Consider the following 18972-nt stretch of genomic DNA (forward strand, 5'->3'; position numbering starts at 1 on the left):
CTCAAAGATAATACTAAGAGGATACAAATACAAAAATGATAGTAAATATATTCTGAGAGTGTGCTTTGTTTCTAGTCTTCACAAGAGAGATAGAAAATATTATTTGTAGACTGCGATTGATGAACAGGGCTGTTCTATGCTATTGCCTATCTATATTCTAAAAAGCGTATCCATTCAGGGAACCATAATTGACTCTCATGGACACCGATTCCTTTCGCTAAGATTTCTGGGGAATTATAAAAAACAGCGTCTACTTTGAGTTCGGAGGCGATCTTTGCATTCATTTCGTCTATAAAGGATATCTTGCCAATATACTTCCTACTAATAAGATCCTTCTGTTGTGTGTATAACCCGACTTGTCGACCGTCAATTGTTGGTACATAGCTTACTATGACTTGTATTTTACTAACGCCAGTTTTCTTGAGATAATAAACAGTTTCAACTACTGTTCCTCCAGTTTGAATCGTACCTTGTATTGACAGAATTTTTTTCCTCTTTGTTATGGGTTCGATTACAAACTTGAGTGTTTTACCATTGGATAATAACTTGTTCTTGCTTACTTGTTCAGAATAATCTATCATAGGATCAGAATCGTCATATCTGTCTTTTATTATTCCCTCTACTATTTCAGTTCTTTTTTCATGAGTTTTAAATCCTTGGTTTAAACCTAATGCCATGGGTCGTGTATAATCAGGCTCAGCAAGAATAACATTAGTATCATAAATTTTATTCGAAAGATGTTGTGCCTGAACCTTTCCTATGTTCTTCCTTATGGAATAAATGCTTTTATCATTGAATGTACTAGAAACGTGGGATTCTCGTATGAATTCAAAAGGATCCATCAATATTCTATTCTTATCTAACTGAGTTAGAGTATCTGTCCCATGATTGGGATCGAGTCGGACTAATTGCCCTGGATTTATTTCCCTAATTTTTAAATAGGGATAGAAACTTCCAATGTAATTTTCTGAGGTAACGAGATAAATACCTTGATTATTATCTTCGCCTATAAAAAGTGGCTTAAAGCCTGTGCTATTTCTAAATATATAAACTTCTTTGTTTATATTTACCACATAGTTGCCCCTCAAGTGTCTGTCTAGAAATTCAGCTGCCTTATAAGCATCTTTCCTCACAAGTAGTAATTCTTTGAAAATGTGATGGATTTGGTCAAAAGGCTCAAAGTTGTTCCTTTTCATTAAAGGGTGTGTCAACAACTTATCAAGATCGATGAAAAACCCATCCAGTGCAAAATTAACTCTAATTGAACCCCTTGAAGTTGGCTTTTTTTTAGATAAATGACCCACTATTGCATTCATAGGATTATTTTGTTGCTTAGCGATGAACTTTTGTATAATTTCAAAAGACGGTAATGATCCAAAACTGTTCACCTCAAATTTTCCTGAACTGATTTTCCAATAAGCCTTGCCTCGATGTTGGAGTAATTGCATTCCACGGAAAACTTGATAAATTGATTTCTCCGCATTAATATTATTACTGTCACTTGTTATGCATAATGCAATAATACCCCCCATTAAGCCCCAAGGTTGCTTTGTATTTGGAACGATAAATATTTTGATATTTACAGTTACTTTGTTCGGACTTGATCTAATAAAATATATATTTCAATCCAAGGTAATCTATTTTCTATTGATCATTGGCTTGCTAGGCAAGGCAAATGTTGGAAAATCAACTTTTTTTAATGCAGCCACAGATTCCTCTGTACCGCTAGCTAACTTTCCATTTACAACAATAGATGCAAACGTGGGATTTGCCTACGTGAGAGTAAATTGTGTATGTAAAGAATTAGGAGTTTTGGATAATCCTATTAATTCTCAATGTATAAATGGAGTAAGATTCATCCCAGTAAAACTAATAGATGTGGCAGGATTAGTTCCTGGAGCACACAAAGGAAGAGGATTGGGAAATAAATTCTTGGATAATGCGCGACAAGCTGATGTCTTAATTCATGTGGTGGATATATCAGGGTCTACTGACGAAGAAGGCAGACCCGTTAATCCAGGTCAGGGTAATCCTCTGAATGATATCACATTTGTTGAACAGGAGTTTGATATGTGGATTCGATCACTTATTCTGAGAGATTGGGACAAGATAATTAGGGAAAGTGAAAATTTAAAGCTAAAAATGGAAACAGTGATAGCTACAAGGCTATCTGGATTATCTATTGATGAACAACTAATTCGAAAGTCATTAGAGATTATTGGACTAAGAAAGAATGTAGTAGATTGGACACAAGATGACTTACTCATTTTAAGCAAACAAATTCGTATTCAGTCAAAACCTATAGTTATAGCCGCAAATAAAGCTGATCTTCCAACTGCTGACGGTAACATTGAAAAATTAAAAAAACTTAAGCGATCTTTTATCCCAACGGTGTGTGAAGCTGAATTATTACTGAAAAAAGCCAATTCTAAAAACTTAATATACTATCTTCCAGGTGATTCCACTTTCGAAATTAGACATACTCAGAATTTGTCATCGGTCCAAACGGAGGCTTTGAATGTTGTGTCAAGGGTATTAACTAAATTTGGTTCCACTGGTATCCAGCAAGTATTAAACCATGCATGCTTCCAAGACCTCCACAAAATTGTGGTTTACCCTGTAGAAGATGAATATAAACTGGCTGATAAGAATGGAAATGTTCTGCCTGATGCTAGGCTTATTTCAGGTCAAACAAATGCAAGAGATTTGGCTTACTTAATCCACAACGATTTGGGAAAGGGTTTTCTTTATGCGATTGATGTACGTACTAAACAGAGAATAGGTGCTGATCACACCCTACATAATAACGATATTATTAAAATTGTGTCCACTGCTGGAAGGAAATGAAAATGTTGTCCTTGGGGATCGAAAGCACCGCACATACCTTTGGATGTTCTATCATCAAACACTGTCGCGATGACAGACATACTTCAGGCAATGAGTTTATCTTGTCTGAAATTCGAGATATTTACAAGGCGTCAGCCGGTTGGGGGATACATCCAAGAGATGCTTCCAAACACCATGCTATGGTTGCCTCTAGAATACTAAAAGAATGCTTAAAAGAATCAAAAGTCGACATTAAAGATATCGATGTCATCTCTTACTCTGCGGGTCCTGGCCTGGGACCGTGCCTAAGAATAGGTGCGGTTATATCTAGGGCACTTGCGTCTTACCATGATAAACCTCTAGTGCCTGTGAATCATGCATTGGGACATTTAGAACTTGGAATTAAACTTTGCAATTTGGACAATCCTCTTACACTTTTAGTCTCTGGTGGCCATACTATGCTGCTTGTATATCATAAAAATAAATGGAGAGTGTTCGGAGAAACCCTCGATATCACTTTAGGACAGCTGTTTGATCAAGTTGGAAGAAAAATTGGTTTTGCATCTCCATGTGGAAATAAAATCGAGGATATGGCTAACCTTTCGAATCGTAATGTCTTATATTCATTACCATATATTATAAAAGGCAACGACGTATCCTTCTCGGGATTACTAAGTTCAGTAAAAAAATTACTTGAAAAAAACAGTATCAATATTTCAGATATATGTTTTTCACTGCAAGAAACCGCCTTTGCAATAATCGTGGAGGCTGTAGAACGTGCATTGGCTTTTACTGAAAATAAAGAGTTTCTCATCGTTGGAGGCGTATCGGCAAACAAGAGACTATCAGATATGCTCCAAATCGCTTGCAAATCACATAATTGTTCTTTTAATTCATGCCCTTTGAGATATTGTGGGGATAATGGTGCTCAGATTGCGTGGACTGGAGCTCAAATGTATTTTAGTGATCCCTCTTTTGGAATAAAACCTGAAAATGCAATTGTTGATCAATCTTGGAGATTAGATAGTGTATTTATCCCTTGGAGGTAACTATGGCTCACATATTGTTTTTCATATTAATCTCTTTTTGCAGGTTAATCTCTTTTGCCCATCTATTTGGATTCATAACCCCAAACTTATAGACGATATCACTATCGGTCATTTCAATAACCAGCTTTTTAATAATCCTTCCTTCGGATCTTGCGGTGGATATTTCTCTGAACTCAAACTCTAGTTTTTCGCCTAGTAACTCCTTAGATAATGTTGCAATTCGACCCTTTGTTTTTTCAAAAGCAAGTTTCTTATTTGTCAAAGTGAGGATTCCATTCTTTAATTTGTCTTCTGAACAATCCTCAAATAGAATTCCCTTTTCTTTTTCTGATGAATGTGATGTATTATCCATAATTTTTAAAGTCAGTAGATCCTACTAAAACTATCTATTGGACCCGGAAAAGGAACTATTGAAAAGAGGAGCTGAATCTGAATTATATCTTATTGATTGGTATGGAGTGATCGCAATTTCAAAAATTCGTGTTCCTAAAAAGTATCGTCACGATGCTATAGATGTCTATTTAAGAAAGCAAAGAACTATACACGAGGCTACCCTTCTATCTCATGCAAAATTTTTAGGAATTAATACACCTTTTATTTACTTTATTGATGCCCATAATTTTGAAATCATTATGGAAAGAATTCCAGGAAAGACATTAAAGGATGATTGTTTACCTAACCATTTCATTACTGTTGGAAAAATAATTGGATCACTCCATCTGAATAATATAATTCACGGTGATATAACTACGTCTAACTTTATAGTTTCAAGCAATAGTCAAATAAGTCTAATTGATTTTGGACTTTCCTTTTTTTCCGAGCGATATGAAGATAAGGCTGCTGATCTGAGGCTATTTAAGGAGATTTTGATTAGTACTATCGCCGATGAATTTGAAGAATCTTTTCATAATTTTTGCATTGGATATTACGAGGTATATGACAAAGCGCCAAAGATTATTAATACTATTAAAGAGATTGAAAAAAGAGGGCGATATTCTAGATCAGTTTTTTGAATACATTTAATTTTTTGGAATGTTAATCTTTTACTTTTTACACAATCCTCTTTCCTTATGTAGAATGAAATGGTCTTGACAAAAATCAATACTACATTCATAACAATGCCAGCCGCACAAAGTATAACAAACATTACACTTTGAAATTGGTTTGTTGTAGTCAAACTCCTTTGTTTGTTTTTCAGCTCTTGGTTTTTGTAGTCTCTTCTGCTGCTGCCTCATAAATCTATCCTCTGTGGTAGCATAAAAATTCTTGATAATAATTAAAACGTGTTTCCCAACTATGTGGATCTATCAACTTGTTTCATAAATTCAGAATGTTATTTAAGCTTTTCAGAAGAAATAATTGAATAAATGATGGATAGTGGCTATACCATTTAATTATAAGAATGCGGGGAGTGGGATTCGAACCCACGAATCCCTAAGGAACAGGGTTATAGGAAACTTCCAAGCTCTTTCTAAGCATCGCACGTGAAGTCCTGCGCCGTTGACCGGGCTTGGCAACCCCCGCATTACATTAATGTTGATAATGGCCAAATTTATCTATTGTCACTGAGAATGAATAATTTCTGAATATGTCGACTAATCTTCGCATCATAATTTCTTGATGATAATCCACTCTTCGATATGTCTAGTGCACAAATTATAATTAGTCTTTATTATTATATAAGTAGACAATTGGAATCTAAAAGACTATTTGGGACAAATGGGATAAGAGGAATTTTCGGGCAAGATTTATCCATCGAATTTCTGATAGATATTGCATATTCAATTGGATGTTTTTTTGGAAGGGGGCCAATTATATTAGGAAATGATGGTCGCTCTTCTAGTTTATCTACTTCAAAAATCGTATCTGCTGTATTGATGTCTATGGGGATGACTGTATATAAAATGGGCCTGACTCCAACCCCGTGTTTGCAGTATGCTGTAAAAAACTTGCCTGTATCTGGTGGGATAATGATAACAGCTTCTCATAACCCCAAAGAATACAATGGCTTAAAACCCGTTTCAAATATCGGAATTGAGCTTTCGAGAAATGATGAAATCAAAATTGAGGATATATATCACTCTAAATCCTTTGAAAAGGAACAATTTGATAGAATAGGAAATTCTATAGATTTGAATATCTTGGATCAATATATTGATGCCGTACTTGGCTTTGTAGACGTTGATCTTATAAAAAAATCGAAGATTAGAATAGTTATGGACTGTGGTAATGGGGTACAGTCACTAGTCGCTCCCGTTATTGCGCGAAAATTAGAGTGTGAAGTGCTGGTAATTAATGGCACTTTGGATCCTGCTTTTTCTGCTAGAGGATCAGAACCAAAAATGGATAATTTGGAAAGCCTAACGACGTTAGTTCGAGAGAATGAATATGACTTGGGTGTAGCTTATGATGGTGACGGTGACAGAAGCATATTCTGTGACGAAAAAGGAATTATACATTGGGGTGACAAAACTGGTTCGCTTTTGTTTTATCATTCGATATCCAATAAAAAAATTGATTCTTCTATCGTATGTCCCATTAATTCCTCGTTTGTTATTTCAAAAATTGCAGAATTGTTAAGAAAAAAAGTACATTTTACAAAAGTAGGAAGTGTTGAAGTAACATATGGAATGAAGAAGACTGGATCATTACTTGGTTTTGAAGAAAATGGTGGTTTCTTTTATGGACCATTGAACTTCGTTCGGGATGGTGCAATTACAACTGCATTGATGTTGGAATTACTCAGCTATTTGAGACAGCGAAGGTTTACAATATATAGTGACATCCACGATGCCTCAGAAAAATTCCAAGGAAGTCTTTCCAATGCTTATTCTTTATTAGATAAAACTTATCAGTACAAATCTAGCTTTAATTTGTCTAGCGAAGAAGATATCCATAAAGTTTTGGAGATATGTGAAGAACATGGATCCGTAAAAAAAATTGAAAAAATTGATGGTATAAAAATCTGGTTCGATTCTGATTCATGGATTATGTTTAGACCAAGTGGGACAGAACCACTTATTCGAATTTATGCCGAATCAAACGACAAGAGTTTAATGGATTCTAAAGTAAAGGAGTATCAAACTTTAATCAAAAAAACCATTTACTCTAATTGATATATAATAACATTTTTAATACTCTTTTTTCTCATATGATAGAGTGGAAATGATCCCAATGGGTGATAGTAAATTATGAGTAAGCCATATTATGTAAAATTCGAAATACCAAAGGATTTAGTCAACGCAGTGTATGAAGCAGTTAGGTTAGCAAAGCAAAGTGGGAGGGTCAGAAAAGGAACAAATGAAACTACCAAAGCAATAGAAAGAGGTATTAGCAAACTCGTTGTGATTGCAGAGGATGTTGAACCACCAGAAGTAGTAGCACATTTACCAATTTTATGCGATGAACGCTCTTCAAAATACGTATTTGTTCCTAGCAAGAAAGAATTAGGTACAGCATTGGGAATTGATGTAGGATCTGCAGCAGCTACCATTATTGATGCTGGTGAATCTCAGCAAATTTTAGACCAAATTACAAATACCATAGAGAGTCTAAAAACCAAGTCAGATTAATGCGGTGTATTTTATTAAATGAGCAAGACTGAAGAAAAGGTTATCCCTGCTGAGGTAATACAAATTGTAGGACGGACGGGGATCGCAGGAGAAGTGATCCAAGTCCGTGTAAGAATATCTGAGGGAAAAGACAAAGGCAGGATTCTAACCAGAAACGTAAAAGGCCCTGTAAGAATGAATGATATTTTGATGCTTCGAGAGACAGAACGAGAGGCAAGAAAGATAAAGTAATGCTTAAAATATGGAGTAATCGTAGGTGGTTAGATAGTGAGTAAAAATATCGCTTCTTTGAGGAATTGTTTTTTCTGTGGTAAGCGTGTCGATACTGGAAAAGGTATTATGCTTGTTAAGAACGATGGATCGGTACAATGGACTTGTTCTTCCAAATGTAAAAAGAATCTGCGAGAACTAAAACGGGATCCACGTTTGTTTAAATGGACTGATAAGTATATCAAAGGTGGAATAAGGAAACAAAAGTAAAATGGCTCACGAACAAACCTTGATCTTAATAAAACCAGACGCTTTCAAGAGAAAATTGGTGGGAAAGATTCTACAAAGGTTTGAGGAGAAAGGATTCGACATTCGTCAATTGAAAACCTATGATTTTTCAAACGAAAAGGCGCAAGAATTTTATTCTGTACACAAGACAAAACCTTTTTTTAACGAATTGGTGTCATTTATAGGATCGGGAACTGTTGTTGCATGCATTCTCGAGGGTAATAATGCAATCAGTACAGTTAGGATAATGATTGGTCTTACTAAATCATTCGATGCTTCTCCAGGAACAATTAGAGGTGATTTTGGGTTAGGAATAACAGATAATATAATACATGCTTCCGATTCACATGAAAGCTTCATAAAAGAGTCATCGGTAGTATTCTCGTAAGTGCATCTACGTCAACCCGTAGTGGTAGTTTTAGGTCATGTAGACTCTGGTAAGACTTCATTATTGGATAAGATAAGAGGTACATTCGTTCAATCAAGAGAAGCTGGAGGCATAACTCAACACATAGGCGCAAGTTTTTTTCCTATTGAAGTTATTCAAAGTTTGACCGGGCCGCTGTTTAAAAAGCTCTCCTCCCATGATAATTCTATTCCTGGTTTATTAGTTATTGATACCCCTGGTCACGAGGTATTTGCTAATTTGCGTTTGCGAGGAGGATCGGCGGCAGACATTGCAATAGTTGTGGTAGATGTAAATAAAGGATTTGAACCCCAAACGATCGAAAGTGTAAATATTTTGAAAAATAGAAAGGTTCCCTTCGTAGTAGCAATAAACAAAGTTGACCGAATTACTGGATGGAAGAAAGGTACTTCAAATTTCATTACTGAAGAAATTAAAATTCAACCTAGGGAGGTAGAAAGTGATCTCGACAACAAGATTTATAGTATTTTAGGTTCGCTTTCCCAATTGGGGTTTAGTTCCGAAGCTTTTTGGCGCGTTAAAGATTTTACTAAAGAAGTTGCATTAGTACCTGTAAGCGCATCAAGTGGTGTCGGGATTCCAGAGCTTCTGACCGTATTGGTGGGATTGACTCAACAGTTTATGGTGAAGAAGTTGGAAAGACATGAAGGTTCAGCCAAAGGAATTATTCTTGAAGTAAACGAAGAGGTTGGTTTAGGGCCATCTGCAAATGTGATATTGCTAGATGGCATAATAAATCAAGGCGATTCCGTGGTAGTTGCAAAACGTGATTCCGTTATTGTGACTAAGATAAAATCTCTTTTGCTTCCAAAACCCCTTGATGAAATGCACGATCCTCGAGACAAGTTTCGGCACGTGGATTCTGTAATTTCGGCAGCTGGATTAAAAATAACATCTCCTGATTTGGACGGGGTAATTGCAGGCAGTCCCTTATACGGGCTTTCATCGTCTTCTGATGAATCTCGTTTAAAAAATTTAGTTGAATCCGAAGTAAGATCTGCAATCATCAATGTAGATTCTAATGGTGTCATACTACGGTGTGATACCATTGGTTCAATAGAAGCCATTTCTGAAATGTTAAAAAAGGAAAACATACCAATCCGATCTGCCGACATTGGTCAAATTAGTAGGAAAGATGTAATGACTGCTTCCGCTGTTAGAGAAAAGGATAGATACTTGGGAGTGATATTGGGCTTTAACGTAAAGATTCTTGAGGACGCAGAAAAAGAGTCATTAGAAAGAGAAGTCAAAATATTCAACGATGATGTAATATACAATCTAGTGAGAAGTTATACTGACTGGGTGTCTTATCAAAAAAATCATGAGGATTCTATATTATTTAATGAAATTTCTCCCATTTGTAAGTTTGAATTTATGAAAGGATATATTTTTAGACGTAGTGATCCTGCAGTATTTGGGTCCGAGATCCTTATTGGTCGAATGAAACAAAAGATGTCAATTATGAATTCTGAAGGAAAAAAAGTTGGGGTAATACATCAAATTCAAGATAAAGGCAAATCAATAGAAGAAGCAACTCGTGGAATGCAGGTAGCTGTGTCAGTAAATGGTCCACAAATTGGACGACAAATTAACGAAGGAGATGTTTTTTATACGTATCTAGATAGTCGTCAAGCAAAACTGCTTTTAAATAGATTTAATGGTAGATTGGATGATGAGGAGAAAAAAATACTTGATTTTATTGTCAGTATGAGAAGAAAGATAGATCCTGCGTTTGGATATATTTAAAACATTCATTAGTCCAACAATTGGGCATTTATATTGCGTTGAATTTAAAATTAAACAAACTTCATGACGGATTTCAATATCATTGGAAAAATCTACTTTGCCCCCAATACCTCTGATACTGAATTGATAGAAAAAGCTAAACTTCGATTAGCAGAAAATGATGTACCTAGAGAAATGATTGAGATAAACTACAATGTACAAGAACTCGAAGAGGGTGATTTATATATTAGCTATGATCCCCCAGATTTAATATTGAGAAAAGTATATGCTAAAACACCGAGTGGATTTGTGAAAATGAAAAGCATTAAATCTATAAAACTTTAGAATATCATCAAAAGCTACTTCAATTTAATTAACAAAGACTATAGGTCCTTAGCCTGATATTTTCTTAATGCTATTTATGATTAATTTATCAAGCTCTTCAGAAATCTTGATCTTTGCTGTCATATTATGAGTTGTATTTTTTATTGTAATCTTTCCATCTTTTTCATATTCTTCCCTCTTGACAATTATGATATTTTCATAACCTTTCACCTCTGCATCATTAATTTGTTTTGAGAATGATCGTTTTAGAAAGTCATATTCAATAGGAACATTCATTCTTCTTAAACGTGCTGCAGTTTGTTCAACAAAAGTGAATAATTCTTCAGAATCAAAAACAATGAAATTCAAATTTTTATCTTTGGCATTATTATTGTTGTTCTTGTGCAAAATCAATCCCTGATTTTTCATGGCTAAAATAATTCGTTCAACGCCTCCCGCAGCTCCTGTAGCTCCTATATCCTTTCTTCCAAAAGTTTCTGTGAGACTATTATAACGACCACCGCCTACTATTGCACCGAAATTATTCTTTGTGTCGACTGCTTCAAAAACCACTCCTGAATAATAGTCCAAGCCTCTTACAATTCCTAAGTTAATGTTGACATTGCCTATTCCTCGGTTCGTAAGAGATGTGATGATTCTTTCTATTTCTATCCAAGACTGAAGGTCATATGGTTTTACTAATTTATCAACTTCATCAAAAGACCCTTTGTTGTTTGCAAATTCAATGACTTTATCTAGTATATCTGCACCGATCTTGTCCTGATATTCTGATATGATCGCATCTTTTCCTTTTTTAGGGATTTTATCAATGGCTCTAAAAACTTCAAAAATTTTATTCTTGTCAGAGACCTTGAGGACCTTTTTAATGTACTCTTCTATTAAGGTTCTACTGTTGATCTCAATTATGATGTTTTTCAACCCAAGTTTGTCCAGAAATACAGATGTAAATTCTAATATTTCTGCATCAGACTCTGTGGATGAGGGTCCGTAAACTTCAATATCCCATTGATGGAAAAATCTATATCTTCCTGCCTGAGGTTCATCATATCTCCAAACACCACCGAATGAAGCAAATTTGGCTGGAAGTTTCAGGTCTCTCCTTGATGAAAAATATCTTGTCAGACCGATAGTTAAATCAAATCTAAGTGCTACATCTCGTCCTCCCTTATCAGTAAAATTATAGATTTCATTTATGATCAAAGGCCCTGATTTTGCCTCCAATGTCGTCAATAATTCTAATGGGGATGGTTCCATTACCAAGAAATTAAAAATTTTTGCAGACTCAATAAATGTATTTCTTATAAAGTTAATGTTTTCAAATTCGGCCGGTTCCACATCCCTCATTCCTCTTGGCAACAAAAATTTCATTATTAAGCTGAAATCATTGGGTTTTTAATTTAGATTTTCCGGTTCCTTATAATATCTATTTATTTTAAGTTACTTTATGTCTCTTGAGGATATTGAATACCTTGACCATATGACAGATGCTTACCTACGTGTAAAAGCGAGCACTTTAAAAGAAGTTTTTGAACTCGCTGGAAAAGGCCTAGTAAATACTATGTATGACATCCATCACATAGAGGCTAAAAAACGAATAAGCATATCTGCAGAAGGAAAAGAGTTAGAAAATCTTTTGTTTGATTGGTTAGACAAAGTATTGCTTTTAATGCTAATAGACAGAATAATCTTATCTGAATTTGAGATCAAAATAATCTATGATGATAAAAATTGTCAATATGAAATCAAAGGATATGGAGAAGGAGAGGAGATTGATTCTTCAAAACATGAACTAAAAGTTGAAATCAAAGGTATTACATATCATGAAATGAAAATTTTTGAAGATGTGGACCAAAATCAGATAATAGTTGAATTTATTGTAGACCTTTAAGGTATATCTTCAATTAATTCTTGATTTCAAATTCAAATTCACCTGGCATTATGATGAGTTAAGTGCAGAGGAAACCAGCAAAATAATGTGTCCAAAGCTAGTGTAAAAATCCCTAAAGTCTTATATAGCAATCATAGATATAAATTATCCGTAAAAATGACAAGCGAATCGGGATCCACTACTTCTAATGCTATTACTGAATTATCGGAGTCTAATTTTGAATCCTTTCTGTCTAATAACAAGGTTGTTTTGGTCGATTTTTGGGCAACATGGTGTGGTCCATGCCAGTTTATGTTGCCAATTTTCGATAAGCTGTCAAAAAAATATGTCGGCAAGATCAAGTTTGGTAGATTAAACGTCGATGATAATCAGAATATAGCCATGCGCCTTGAAGTTTATGCTATTCCTACTTTTGTAATGTTTGTTGATGGTAGTGCAGTTGATAGAGCTGTTGGAGCAGTGGGGGAAAAAGGTCTTGATGCGTTGTTACAAAAGAATTCTGGATAAATTATATGGTGAACTAAAGTCACGAGGCTCTCTAGTTAATTATGACTTTGAAAGTGAATTTTTTATATTTATACAATTGTAATAAGATTTGATAATTAATAACAATTTATTAAAGGATTTGTAATTGATCATTAGAAAGAATTTATTATTGATTGGAATTAGTTATTTTGTGAGGCAATATACTTGACAGAGACGCTGTCATATGATATACTTATAGTAGGCTCTGGTTTGGCGGGACTTAGAGCCGCTATTGCTGCCGCATCAAAACACAAAGATCTGAAAATTGCCGTGCTATCCAAAGTTCAGGTAATGCGTTCTCATTCCGTATCCGCCGAAGGTGGTACTGCTGCTGTATTATATGATAACGAAGGCGACAATTTAGAATCTCATATATATGATACTATAAAGGGAAGTGATTTTCTAGCAGATCAGGATGTAGCTGAAAGACTTGTAAATTCTATCCCCAAAGAAATTATCCAGCTGGATAGATGGGGTATGCCTTGGTCTAGACGTGAAAATGGGCGAATCGATCAGAGGAAATTTGGAGGTTATTCATTTCCAAGGGCTACCTATGCTCAAGACAAGGTTGGATTTTATGAGATGCAGACACTTTATGATACCTGTCTTAAATTTGACAATATATCATTCTTTAATGAATGGTTTTGCACTTCTATTCTTCATGAGGGAAATAATTTTCAGGGATTCACTTGTATAGAAATGAAAAGTGGTGATTTTTACAATATAGTTGCCCCTGCAGGAATTATTTGTACAGGAGGAGCCGGAAGAATTTTTAGTTTTTCTACCTATGCATATTCATCAACTCCTGATGGTTTGGATATGGCATTTAGAGCTGGAATAGCTTTGAAGGATATGGAATTTGTGCAATTTCATCCAACTGGTATTTTGCCATCGGGAATTTTGATTACGGAAGGCGCGCGAGGAGAAGGTGGATACCTGATCAATTCAGATGGAGAACGCTTCATGAAAAAGTATGCCGGTGAAAAATTAGAACTTGCACCCAGAGATGTTGTATCTCGCTCTATGATTACTGAAATTCAAAATGGAAGAGGATTCAAACATATCACCGGAGTCGATTGTCTTAAACTAGATCTCACTCATTTAGGAGAAGAAAGGATCAAGGAAAAACTCGCAGGCATTCGAGAAATTGGAATAAAGTTTTCAGGAGTTGATGTAATAAACGAACCTATTGAGGTACGACCTGTATGTCATTACATGATGGGTGGTATTCATTCTAATCTGAATGGGGCAACCGAGTTTAATGGCCTATGGGTCGCAGGCGAGGCGTCTTGCAATAGCACCCATGGAGCAAATAGATTAGGTGCTAATTCTACCTCTGAATGTCTTGTATGGGGTACTATAACTGGCGAATTAGCTGCCAGTTATGCACAAAAAAAGAAGAATAGTTCAATAAATATTGACAATCAGCAATATCTTCTGGAAGAAAAAAGAATCTATGATGGAATCTTCCGAGGACGAGGTGATGTAAATCCCTATGAAATCAAGAAGACCATGACCGATACTATGGACGCGAAAGCTTATGTATATAGAAATGAGAACGATCTTGCAGAGGGCTTAAGAAAAATTCGCAGTCTTAAGGAGTTATCTTGGAAACATGTAAATGATCAAGCGAAAGAATATAACACTAATTTTATAAATGTGATGGAAATTGATTCTATGCTTAGAGTCGCAGAAGTGGTATTAATGGGTGCATTAAATAGGCGTGAATCTAGAGGTGCTCATTCTCGAATTGATTATCCTGTACGTGATGATAATAACTTTTTAAAACATACTCTAGCTTATTATGATGGTGATAAAGGACCAAGGATGGGATGGCATCCTGTTGTTTTCACGAGGTATGCACCAGTGGAGAGGAAATATTAAATGGGATTAGAGTCTGAAGGAGATAAGAGTTCCGATTTTAATACCTATAATGCTAAAGCTAAGATGGATAATGGTCGGGAAGGCTTAAGAGGTTGGCTAAATCCTACCAGATATGGGTGGGAAAGGGTATCATACTGGCTACAGCGTTTGACCGGTGTTGGTTTGTTATTGTACTTTATTGGCCATGTTTACGAGACCAGTTCTCTAGTTAATGGTATAGATGCCTGGAATAGTATGTTAGAACTAACTCAGACTACCGGTGGCCATATTTTTCTGATGCTGGTAATTGGAGCAAGCACATTTCACACAGTAAATGGGATTAGACTCATCTTTACTGAATCCGGGTTGGGTTTGGGCAAACCTGGCCGACCAGACTATCCCTATGATGCTACTTCTTTGAATTATAAACAAAAGTCTGGTATTTGGGTCGCTTTGCTATTGGCTGCAATCGCAATGTTTTACGGTGGATTGGTAATGTTTGGAGATGCGAGTTGAATTTGATCAAGGTGGATAATTATATTTTTAAAAGAGATCATGAGGAGAACGTCTTTTAAAATGACGTTGTTAAAGTTACGCGAAAGTCAAATAATGAAGATTCATTATTTGACAGGAATATGTGCTGTGTTTTTTGTAGCAATCCATATACTATTTAGAGTAGTAATGCCATTTGGACAGAGCTTAGAATATCAGAATGTAATAGCTAATTATCACAATATATACTATGTCGTATTATTGGAGTTGATTTTGATTTTTGTTTCTATTCACGGTTTCAATGGACTGAGAATTATATTACTGGAGCTGAAACAATCTGATCGATGGGAATCCATAATGACTATATTGGTCCTGGCAGCAATGATAGGTATCATTGCATATGGAACAAGGACTATTATTGTGGGGAGTGGGTTATAAGTTGAGCAATAATTCTGATACTTGTACTATCATGAAGCAAAGTGTTTGTCAAATGCCTTATTTAGTTAGAGAATTTGATCAAATACAAGAATATTTTTGGTTTAGAAAGTGATTAATACGAATGAGCGAAGAACAAAACAAAATTAAATTACGTGTTTATAGGACCAATTACAGTAATGATTATTCACCTCGATTTGATGAATATGATATTGCCGTTAAACGTTGGACCACTGTTTTAGATGCACTATTAGACGCCAAAGCTTATTCAGATAGCAGTATAGCAATACGCTATTCATGTAGAATGGCATCCTGTGGTTCCTGTGGAATGAAAATTAACGGAAAGCCAAGACTAGCTTGCTATACCAAGATTTCGGAGTTAAATAGTCACACAATAGTATGTGAACCCTTGGCTAATTTTCCTCGAATAAGGGACTTGGTAACTGACTTTTCACAATTCTTTGCACATCACAAGAAAATTGAACCGTATGTACATAATGAAAATGTACCTACCGAAGTATCAAACAATGATGATTTGGTTGAATTTAAGCAAACTCCTGAAGAAGTGGACAAATACCTCCAGTTTTCTTATTGTATAAAGTGTGGGTTATGTTATTCGGCGTGTCCCACTGTGGCTACTGATGCGAAATTCCCTGGTCCTCAAGCCCTTTCTCAGGCTTACAGGTACATGGCTGATAATAGAGATGACGGCGAAAAAAAACGCTTTAAAATTATTGATGAAAGACATGGAATTTGGCGATGTCATTTTGCTGGGTCTTGTAGTAATGTATGTCCAAAGGGCGTAGACCCTGCTCTGGGAATTCAACTATTAAAAGGCCATTTGATGGGTGTTTCAAAACACGACAAAAAAATAGCCAGGGTGCGAACAAAGGAAGAATAGTTTTAGGAACTATCTTTTGATTGTATAACCTAGAAATATGAAACTATTTTTCCTCATCAATAGTAGATTCGGATGTTGAAGAAGGTTTTTTACTTTCATTTACTTGCTTGTTTATAGCTTCAGCCATGAAATGATTACTGACGTTTACTTTGACATCTTCGATTCCGTCTACCTTGAAAATGTTGTCGCGTACATCCTGAGCAATCTTAAAACCGAATACTGCAGGACAAAATGGGCTTGTAAGATGCAAGTCTATGTTAACTTTTCCTTTTTCTATGTCTACTTTATCTATTAACTCTAACTCCATTATAGATACACCGATTTCTGGATCAACTATTTTTGTAAGTTCATCAAATATTTGTCGTCTGGTTAATTGCACATCCTGAGACATGATAGATCATATTGTCATCTTTCCTATTTAATAATTATTTGTGGATATGATATTTTTATTTCATATTTGTTAATATATTATATTAAATAGTGCCTTTATCTAGATTCTACAAGTGTATAGATCACGCCCTGTTGGCAATTTGGACTCTGATGCTTTATCATTTTTGTCTTCTATGGATGACGATGTAGATCTATTCTTTTACGATATCTTGGGGAGTCAAGCACATGTAATAATGCTGTTTGAATCCCATATTTTAACACAAAAAGAAGTTGTAGATATTCTCATAGGACTAAATCAGTTAGTATCAAATCCCGAGCAATTAAATAGACCTGGTATAAATTCGTCTGAAGATATTCACGAAATGATAGAATCAGCCATTATTAGAATAACAGGTATCGACTCTGGCGGCAAAATGCATACTGCAAGGTCTCGCAACGATCAGGTAGTATTAGATATAAGAATGAAACTTCGAGACGACGTAAATAGTATTTGTACGGAGATTCTTAGACTGGCGAGGTCCTTAGTCAGAGTAGCTGAGGAAAATGTTGATACTATCATGCCGATGTATACACATCTTCAACAGGCACAGCTGGGCGTTTTATCTCAATACATGTTGTCTTATTGTTACTCTCTAATTAGAAATTTTGAAAGATATTACGATGCTTTTACGAGAATTAATGCTTCTCCTCTAGGGGCATGTGCAATAGGTGGGAGCAGTATGGATATTGATAGAGAAAAGGTTGCTACTATGCTTGGATTTTCAGGCATAGTCTACAATAGCGTAGATGCAACCAGCTCTCGTGACTTCTTAATCGAATTCGTATCTATCTGTTTAAATACTATGCTTGACCTTTGTAGAATGTCAGAGGATTTTATCCTATGGTCTACCTCAGAATTTGGGTTTATTGTTCTTGACGACAAGTATAGTTCTTCATCTTCTGCCATGCCACAAAAGAAAAATCCAGATCCCTTAGAACTGATTCGAGGTAAAACTGCAACTATACAAGGGGATTTTGTTTCGATCTCTTCTATAATGAAAGGCTTGCCATCTGGATATAGTCGTGATTTACAGGAGTTAAAACCGCTATTATGGAAAACTTCATCTACATTACGAGATTCTATCAAAATAATGGAGAGAATTGTTTCTACACTATATGTTGATAAAAAAGCTGCCTACAACTCCTCATCCAAAAGTTATGCTATAGCACTTGATATCGCCGAACAGTTAATTAGAGACGGTGATATCTCTTTTCGCGTTGCACATAAGGTGATAGGTGCCTTGGTGGAATCAGCTTCGACAAGAGGAAATATTCCAATGAATGCATTATCTGTTGATGATATTGCAATTGTATTGAAAAACATTGATTTTTCTCATCCTATTTTGACTTCAGAAAAAATCTATAAAACAATTCAATCAATTACTCCTGAAACCTCTATTAAATTGCGTCGCACAAAAGGTTCACCAAATAAAAATGAACAGGCATTCATGATTTCTTACTTGAAAAGTGTATTGGATAAATATGAAAGTGAACTTGAACATCGTATTCAGGATTTAACCAAAATGCAAAATAACCTTGTTAATAGGATAAAACGCATTATTGATCAAGGGTCTCCATAACATTTTAATAACAGATAATTTCTTTATACAAGAAAATCTTAGATTTAAATTATCCTCTAGAATTATATTTACTGATGTCAGAAGTACAATCACAACCCAACCAACAAAATAGAGATAATGCTCCCACAAGAGATGCAATTTATATCGGAAAAAAACCATTAATGGCATACGTTACTTCAACACTTATACAGTTAGCAAATCAACCTTCTGTTACAATTAAGGCGCGTGGTTTGAGTATTGGCAGAGCAGTGGATGTTTCTCAAATAATCTTAAAGCGGATGGAAAATGCTGGTTATGCTGTTGGGGACATTAGGATCGGATCCGAGACGGTACAGGCCGAGGATGGCAGGACTCGAAACGTTTCAACTATAGAAATAGAGATAAAAAGAAATTCTTAAATATTTTAGTATTAATTTT

General features: G+C 35.3%; 23 protein-coding genes and 1 tRNA gene. 18 read left to right on the forward strand and 6 right to left on the reverse strand.

Features of this window, described 5'->3' with window-relative positions:
• Positions 1 to 146 precede the first annotated feature (146 nt).
• A complete protein-coding gene (locus F1Z66_RS14190) occupies positions 147 to 1532 on the reverse strand; it encodes a hypothetical protein (protein ID WP_149864287.1) in 1386 nt (461 codons plus the stop codon).
• 115 nt (positions 1533 to 1647) lie between these two features.
• On the opposite strand from F1Z66_RS14190, the gene F1Z66_RS14195 reads away from it, so the two are divergent.
• Positions 1648 to 2847 (forward strand): redox-regulated ATPase YchF, encoded by a 1200-nt coding sequence (locus F1Z66_RS14195; RefSeq protein ID WP_149864310.1) that lies wholly within the window; start codon positions 1648 to 1650, stop codon positions 2845 to 2847.
• Between the two features lie 2 nt (positions 2848 to 2849).
• Positions 2850 to 3875: a KEOPS complex N(6)-L-threonylcarbamoyladenine synthase Kae1 gene (gene kae1 / locus F1Z66_RS14200; RefSeq protein WP_149864311.1), complete on the forward strand. Its 1026-nt coding sequence runs from the start codon at positions 2850 to 2852 to the stop codon at positions 3873 to 3875.
• Between the two features lie 7 nt (positions 3876 to 3882).
• On the opposite strand, the gene F1Z66_RS14205 is transcribed toward kae1, so the two are convergent.
• On the reverse strand, positions 3883 to 4227 hold the full coding sequence (locus F1Z66_RS14205) for a hypothetical protein (protein ID WP_149864288.1): 345 nt from the start codon (positions 4225 to 4227) through the stop codon (positions 3883 to 3885).
• Positions 4228 to 4264: 37 nt separating this feature from the next.
• Between F1Z66_RS14205 and F1Z66_RS14210 the strand changes: the two genes are divergently transcribed.
• Entirely contained in the window at positions 4265 to 4888 is a 624-nt protein-coding gene (locus tag F1Z66_RS14210; protein WP_149864289.1) for a KEOPS complex kinase/ATPase Bud32, read from the forward strand.
• A 30-nt stretch (positions 4889 to 4918) separates the two neighbouring features.
• Here F1Z66_RS14210 and F1Z66_RS14215 read toward each other — a convergent pair whose 3' ends face one another.
• Both F1Z66_RS14215 and F1Z66_RS14220 read right to left on the reverse strand, forming a co-directional pair.
• Entirely contained in the window at positions 4919 to 5110 is a 192-nt protein-coding gene (locus tag F1Z66_RS14215) for a hypothetical protein (RefSeq protein WP_149864290.1), read from the reverse strand.
• 168 nt (positions 5111 to 5278) lie between these two features.
• A tRNA-OTHER gene (locus F1Z66_RS14220) sits at positions 5279 to 5399 on the reverse strand.
• A gap of 167 nt (positions 5400 to 5566) precedes the next feature.
• Here F1Z66_RS14220 and F1Z66_RS14225 point away from each other — a divergent pair.
• From F1Z66_RS14225 to F1Z66_RS14255, 7 genes are all read left to right on the forward strand, one after another.
• Positions 5567 to 6991, forward strand: coding sequence for a phosphoglucosamine mutase (locus F1Z66_RS14225; RefSeq protein ID WP_230207580.1), 1425 nt, complete (start codon positions 5567 to 5569; stop codon positions 6989 to 6991).
• Positions 6992 to 7066: 75 nt separating this feature from the next.
• Positions 7067 to 7447: a 50S ribosomal protein L7Ae gene (gene rpl7ae, locus F1Z66_RS14230; protein WP_149864292.1), complete on the forward strand. Its 381-nt coding sequence runs from the start codon at positions 7067 to 7069 to the stop codon at positions 7445 to 7447.
• Between the two features lie 18 nt (positions 7448 to 7465).
• Positions 7466 to 7678, forward strand: coding sequence for a 30S ribosomal protein S28e (locus F1Z66_RS14235; protein ID WP_134484477.1), 213 nt, complete (start codon positions 7466 to 7468; stop codon positions 7676 to 7678).
• A 36-nt stretch (positions 7679 to 7714) separates the two neighbouring features.
• On the forward strand, positions 7715 to 7927 hold the full coding sequence (locus F1Z66_RS14240) for a 50S ribosomal protein L24e (protein WP_201448661.1): 213 nt from the start codon (positions 7715 to 7717) through the stop codon (positions 7925 to 7927).
• A 1-nt stretch (position 7928) separates the two neighbouring features.
• Entirely contained in the window at positions 7929 to 8333 is a 405-nt protein-coding gene (gene ndk / locus F1Z66_RS14245; RefSeq protein ID WP_149864293.1) for a nucleoside-diphosphate kinase, read from the forward strand.
• The gene (gene infB / locus F1Z66_RS14250) at positions 8334 to 10118 is read left to right on the forward strand and encodes a translation initiation factor IF-2 (protein WP_230207581.1); all 1785 of its coding nucleotides are present in this window, start codon (positions 8334 to 8336) and stop codon (positions 10116 to 10118) included. It abuts the gene before it with no gap.
• 63 nt (positions 10119 to 10181) lie between these two features.
• Positions 10182 to 10442, forward strand: coding sequence for a hypothetical protein (locus tag F1Z66_RS14255; RefSeq protein WP_149864294.1), 261 nt, complete (start codon positions 10182 to 10184; stop codon positions 10440 to 10442).
• 48 nt (positions 10443 to 10490) lie between these two features.
• Here the strand turns inward: F1Z66_RS14255 and hisS are convergent, their stop codons facing one another.
• Positions 10491 to 11810 carry a histidine--tRNA ligase gene (gene hisS, locus F1Z66_RS14260; RefSeq protein ID WP_149864295.1) on the reverse strand — a complete coding sequence of 440 codons (1320 nt, stop codon included), beginning with the start codon at positions 11808 to 11810 and terminating at the stop codon, positions 10491 to 10493.
• Positions 11811 to 11886: 76 nt separating this feature from the next.
• Here hisS and F1Z66_RS14265 point away from each other — a divergent pair, with 76 nt between their 5' ends.
• The 6 genes from F1Z66_RS14265 to F1Z66_RS14290 all read left to right on the forward strand — a co-directional run bounded on the left by F1Z66_RS14265 (position 11887) and on the right by F1Z66_RS14290 (position 16546).
• Positions 11887 to 12330 carry an archease gene (locus tag F1Z66_RS14265; protein WP_149864296.1) on the forward strand — a complete coding sequence of 148 codons (444 nt, stop codon included), beginning with the start codon at positions 11887 to 11889 and terminating at the stop codon, positions 12328 to 12330.
• 87 nt (positions 12331 to 12417) lie between these two features.
• Positions 12418 to 12837, forward strand: a complete 420-nt coding sequence (gene trxA, locus F1Z66_RS14270) for a thioredoxin (protein ID WP_230207582.1) — start codon at positions 12418 to 12420, stop codon at positions 12835 to 12837.
• A gap of 183 nt (positions 12838 to 13020) precedes the next feature.
• A complete protein-coding gene (locus tag F1Z66_RS14275) occupies positions 13021 to 14739 on the forward strand; it encodes a succinate dehydrogenase/fumarate reductase flavoprotein subunit (RefSeq protein WP_149864298.1) in 1719 nt (572 codons plus the stop codon).
• 63 nt (positions 14740 to 14802) lie between these two features.
• The gene (locus F1Z66_RS14280) at positions 14803 to 15234 is read left to right on the forward strand and encodes a succinate dehydrogenase (protein WP_149864314.1); all 432 of its coding nucleotides are present in this window, start codon (positions 14803 to 14805) and stop codon (positions 15232 to 15234) included.
• A 60-nt stretch (positions 15235 to 15294) separates the two neighbouring features.
• A complete protein-coding gene (locus F1Z66_RS14285) occupies positions 15295 to 15648 on the forward strand; it encodes a succinate dehydrogenase (protein WP_230207584.1) in 354 nt (117 codons plus the stop codon).
• Positions 15649 to 15769: 121 nt separating this feature from the next.
• A complete protein-coding gene (locus tag F1Z66_RS14290; RefSeq protein WP_149864299.1) occupies positions 15770 to 16546 on the forward strand; it encodes a succinate dehydrogenase/fumarate reductase iron-sulfur subunit in 777 nt (258 codons plus the stop codon).
• A gap of 43 nt (positions 16547 to 16589) precedes the next feature.
• Here the strand turns inward: F1Z66_RS14290 and F1Z66_RS14295 are convergent, their stop codons facing one another.
• The gene (locus tag F1Z66_RS14295) at positions 16590 to 16937 is read right to left on the reverse strand and encodes a metal-sulfur cluster assembly factor (protein WP_149864300.1); all 348 of its coding nucleotides are present in this window, start codon (positions 16935 to 16937) and stop codon (positions 16590 to 16592) included.
• A 112-nt stretch (positions 16938 to 17049) separates the two neighbouring features.
• Between F1Z66_RS14295 and argH the strand changes: the two genes are divergently transcribed.
• Positions 17050 to 18555, forward strand: coding sequence for an argininosuccinate lyase (gene argH, locus F1Z66_RS14300; RefSeq protein WP_159357659.1), 1506 nt, complete (start codon positions 17050 to 17052; stop codon positions 18553 to 18555).
• A gap of 74 nt (positions 18556 to 18629) precedes the next feature.
• Positions 18630 to 18953, forward strand: a complete 324-nt coding sequence (locus tag F1Z66_RS14305; protein ID WP_149864302.1) for a DNA-binding protein — start codon at positions 18630 to 18632, stop codon at positions 18951 to 18953.
• The last annotated feature ends 19 nt before the right edge of the window (positions 18954 to 18972 follow it).

Origin of the sequence: Candidatus Nitrosocosmicus agrestis, assembly GCF_008389435.1 — an archaeon.
In the GTDB taxonomy this organism is placed as follows: domain Archaea; phylum Thermoproteota; class Nitrososphaeria; order Nitrososphaerales; family Nitrososphaeraceae; genus Nitrosocosmicus; species Nitrosocosmicus agrestis.

Coding starts and splice junctions, on each gene's coding strand:
- F1Z66_RS14190 (WP_149864287.1), bottom strand. CDS start 1,532: ATGGGGGGTATTATTGCATTATGCATAACAAGTGACAGTAATAATATT.
- kae1 (WP_149864311.1), top strand. CDS start 2,850: ATGTTGTCCTTGGGGATCGAAAGCACCGCACATACCTTTGGATGTTCT.
- F1Z66_RS14205 (WP_149864288.1), bottom strand. CDS start 4,227: ATGGATAATACATCACATTCATCAGAAAAAGAAAAGGGAATTCTATTT.
- F1Z66_RS14215 (WP_149864290.1), bottom strand. CDS start 5,110: ATGAGGCAGCAGCAGAAGAGACTACAAAAACCAAGAGCTGAAAAACAA.
- rpl7ae (WP_149864292.1), top strand. CDS start 7,067: ATGAGTAAGCCATATTATGTAAAATTCGAAATACCAAAGGATTTAGTC.
- F1Z66_RS14235 (WP_134484477.1), top strand. CDS start 7,466: ATGAGCAAGACTGAAGAAAAGGTTATCCCTGCTGAGGTAATACAAATT.
- ndk (WP_149864293.1), top strand. CDS start 7,929: ATGGCTCACGAACAAACCTTGATCTTAATAAAACCAGACGCTTTCAAG.
- F1Z66_RS14255 (WP_149864294.1), top strand. CDS start 10,182: ATGACGGATTTCAATATCATTGGAAAAATCTACTTTGCCCCCAATACC.
- hisS (WP_149864295.1), bottom strand. CDS start 11,810: ATGAAATTTTTGTTGCCAAGAGGAATGAGGGATGTGGAACCGGCCGAA.
- F1Z66_RS14265 (WP_149864296.1), top strand. CDS start 11,887: ATGTCTCTTGAGGATATTGAATACCTTGACCATATGACAGATGCTTAC.
- F1Z66_RS14280 (WP_149864314.1), top strand. CDS start 14,803: ATGGATAATGGTCGGGAAGGCTTAAGAGGTTGGCTAAATCCTACCAGA.
- F1Z66_RS14285 (WP_230207584.1), top strand. CDS start 15,295: ATGACGTTGTTAAAGTTACGCGAAAGTCAAATAATGAAGATTCATTAT.
- F1Z66_RS14290 (WP_149864299.1), top strand. CDS start 15,770: ATGAGCGAAGAACAAAACAAAATTAAATTACGTGTTTATAGGACCAAT.
- F1Z66_RS14295 (WP_149864300.1), bottom strand. CDS start 16,937: ATGTCTCAGGATGTGCAATTAACCAGACGACAAATATTTGATGAACTT.
- F1Z66_RS14305 (WP_149864302.1), top strand. CDS start 18,630: ATGTCAGAAGTACAATCACAACCCAACCAACAAAATAGAGATAATGCT.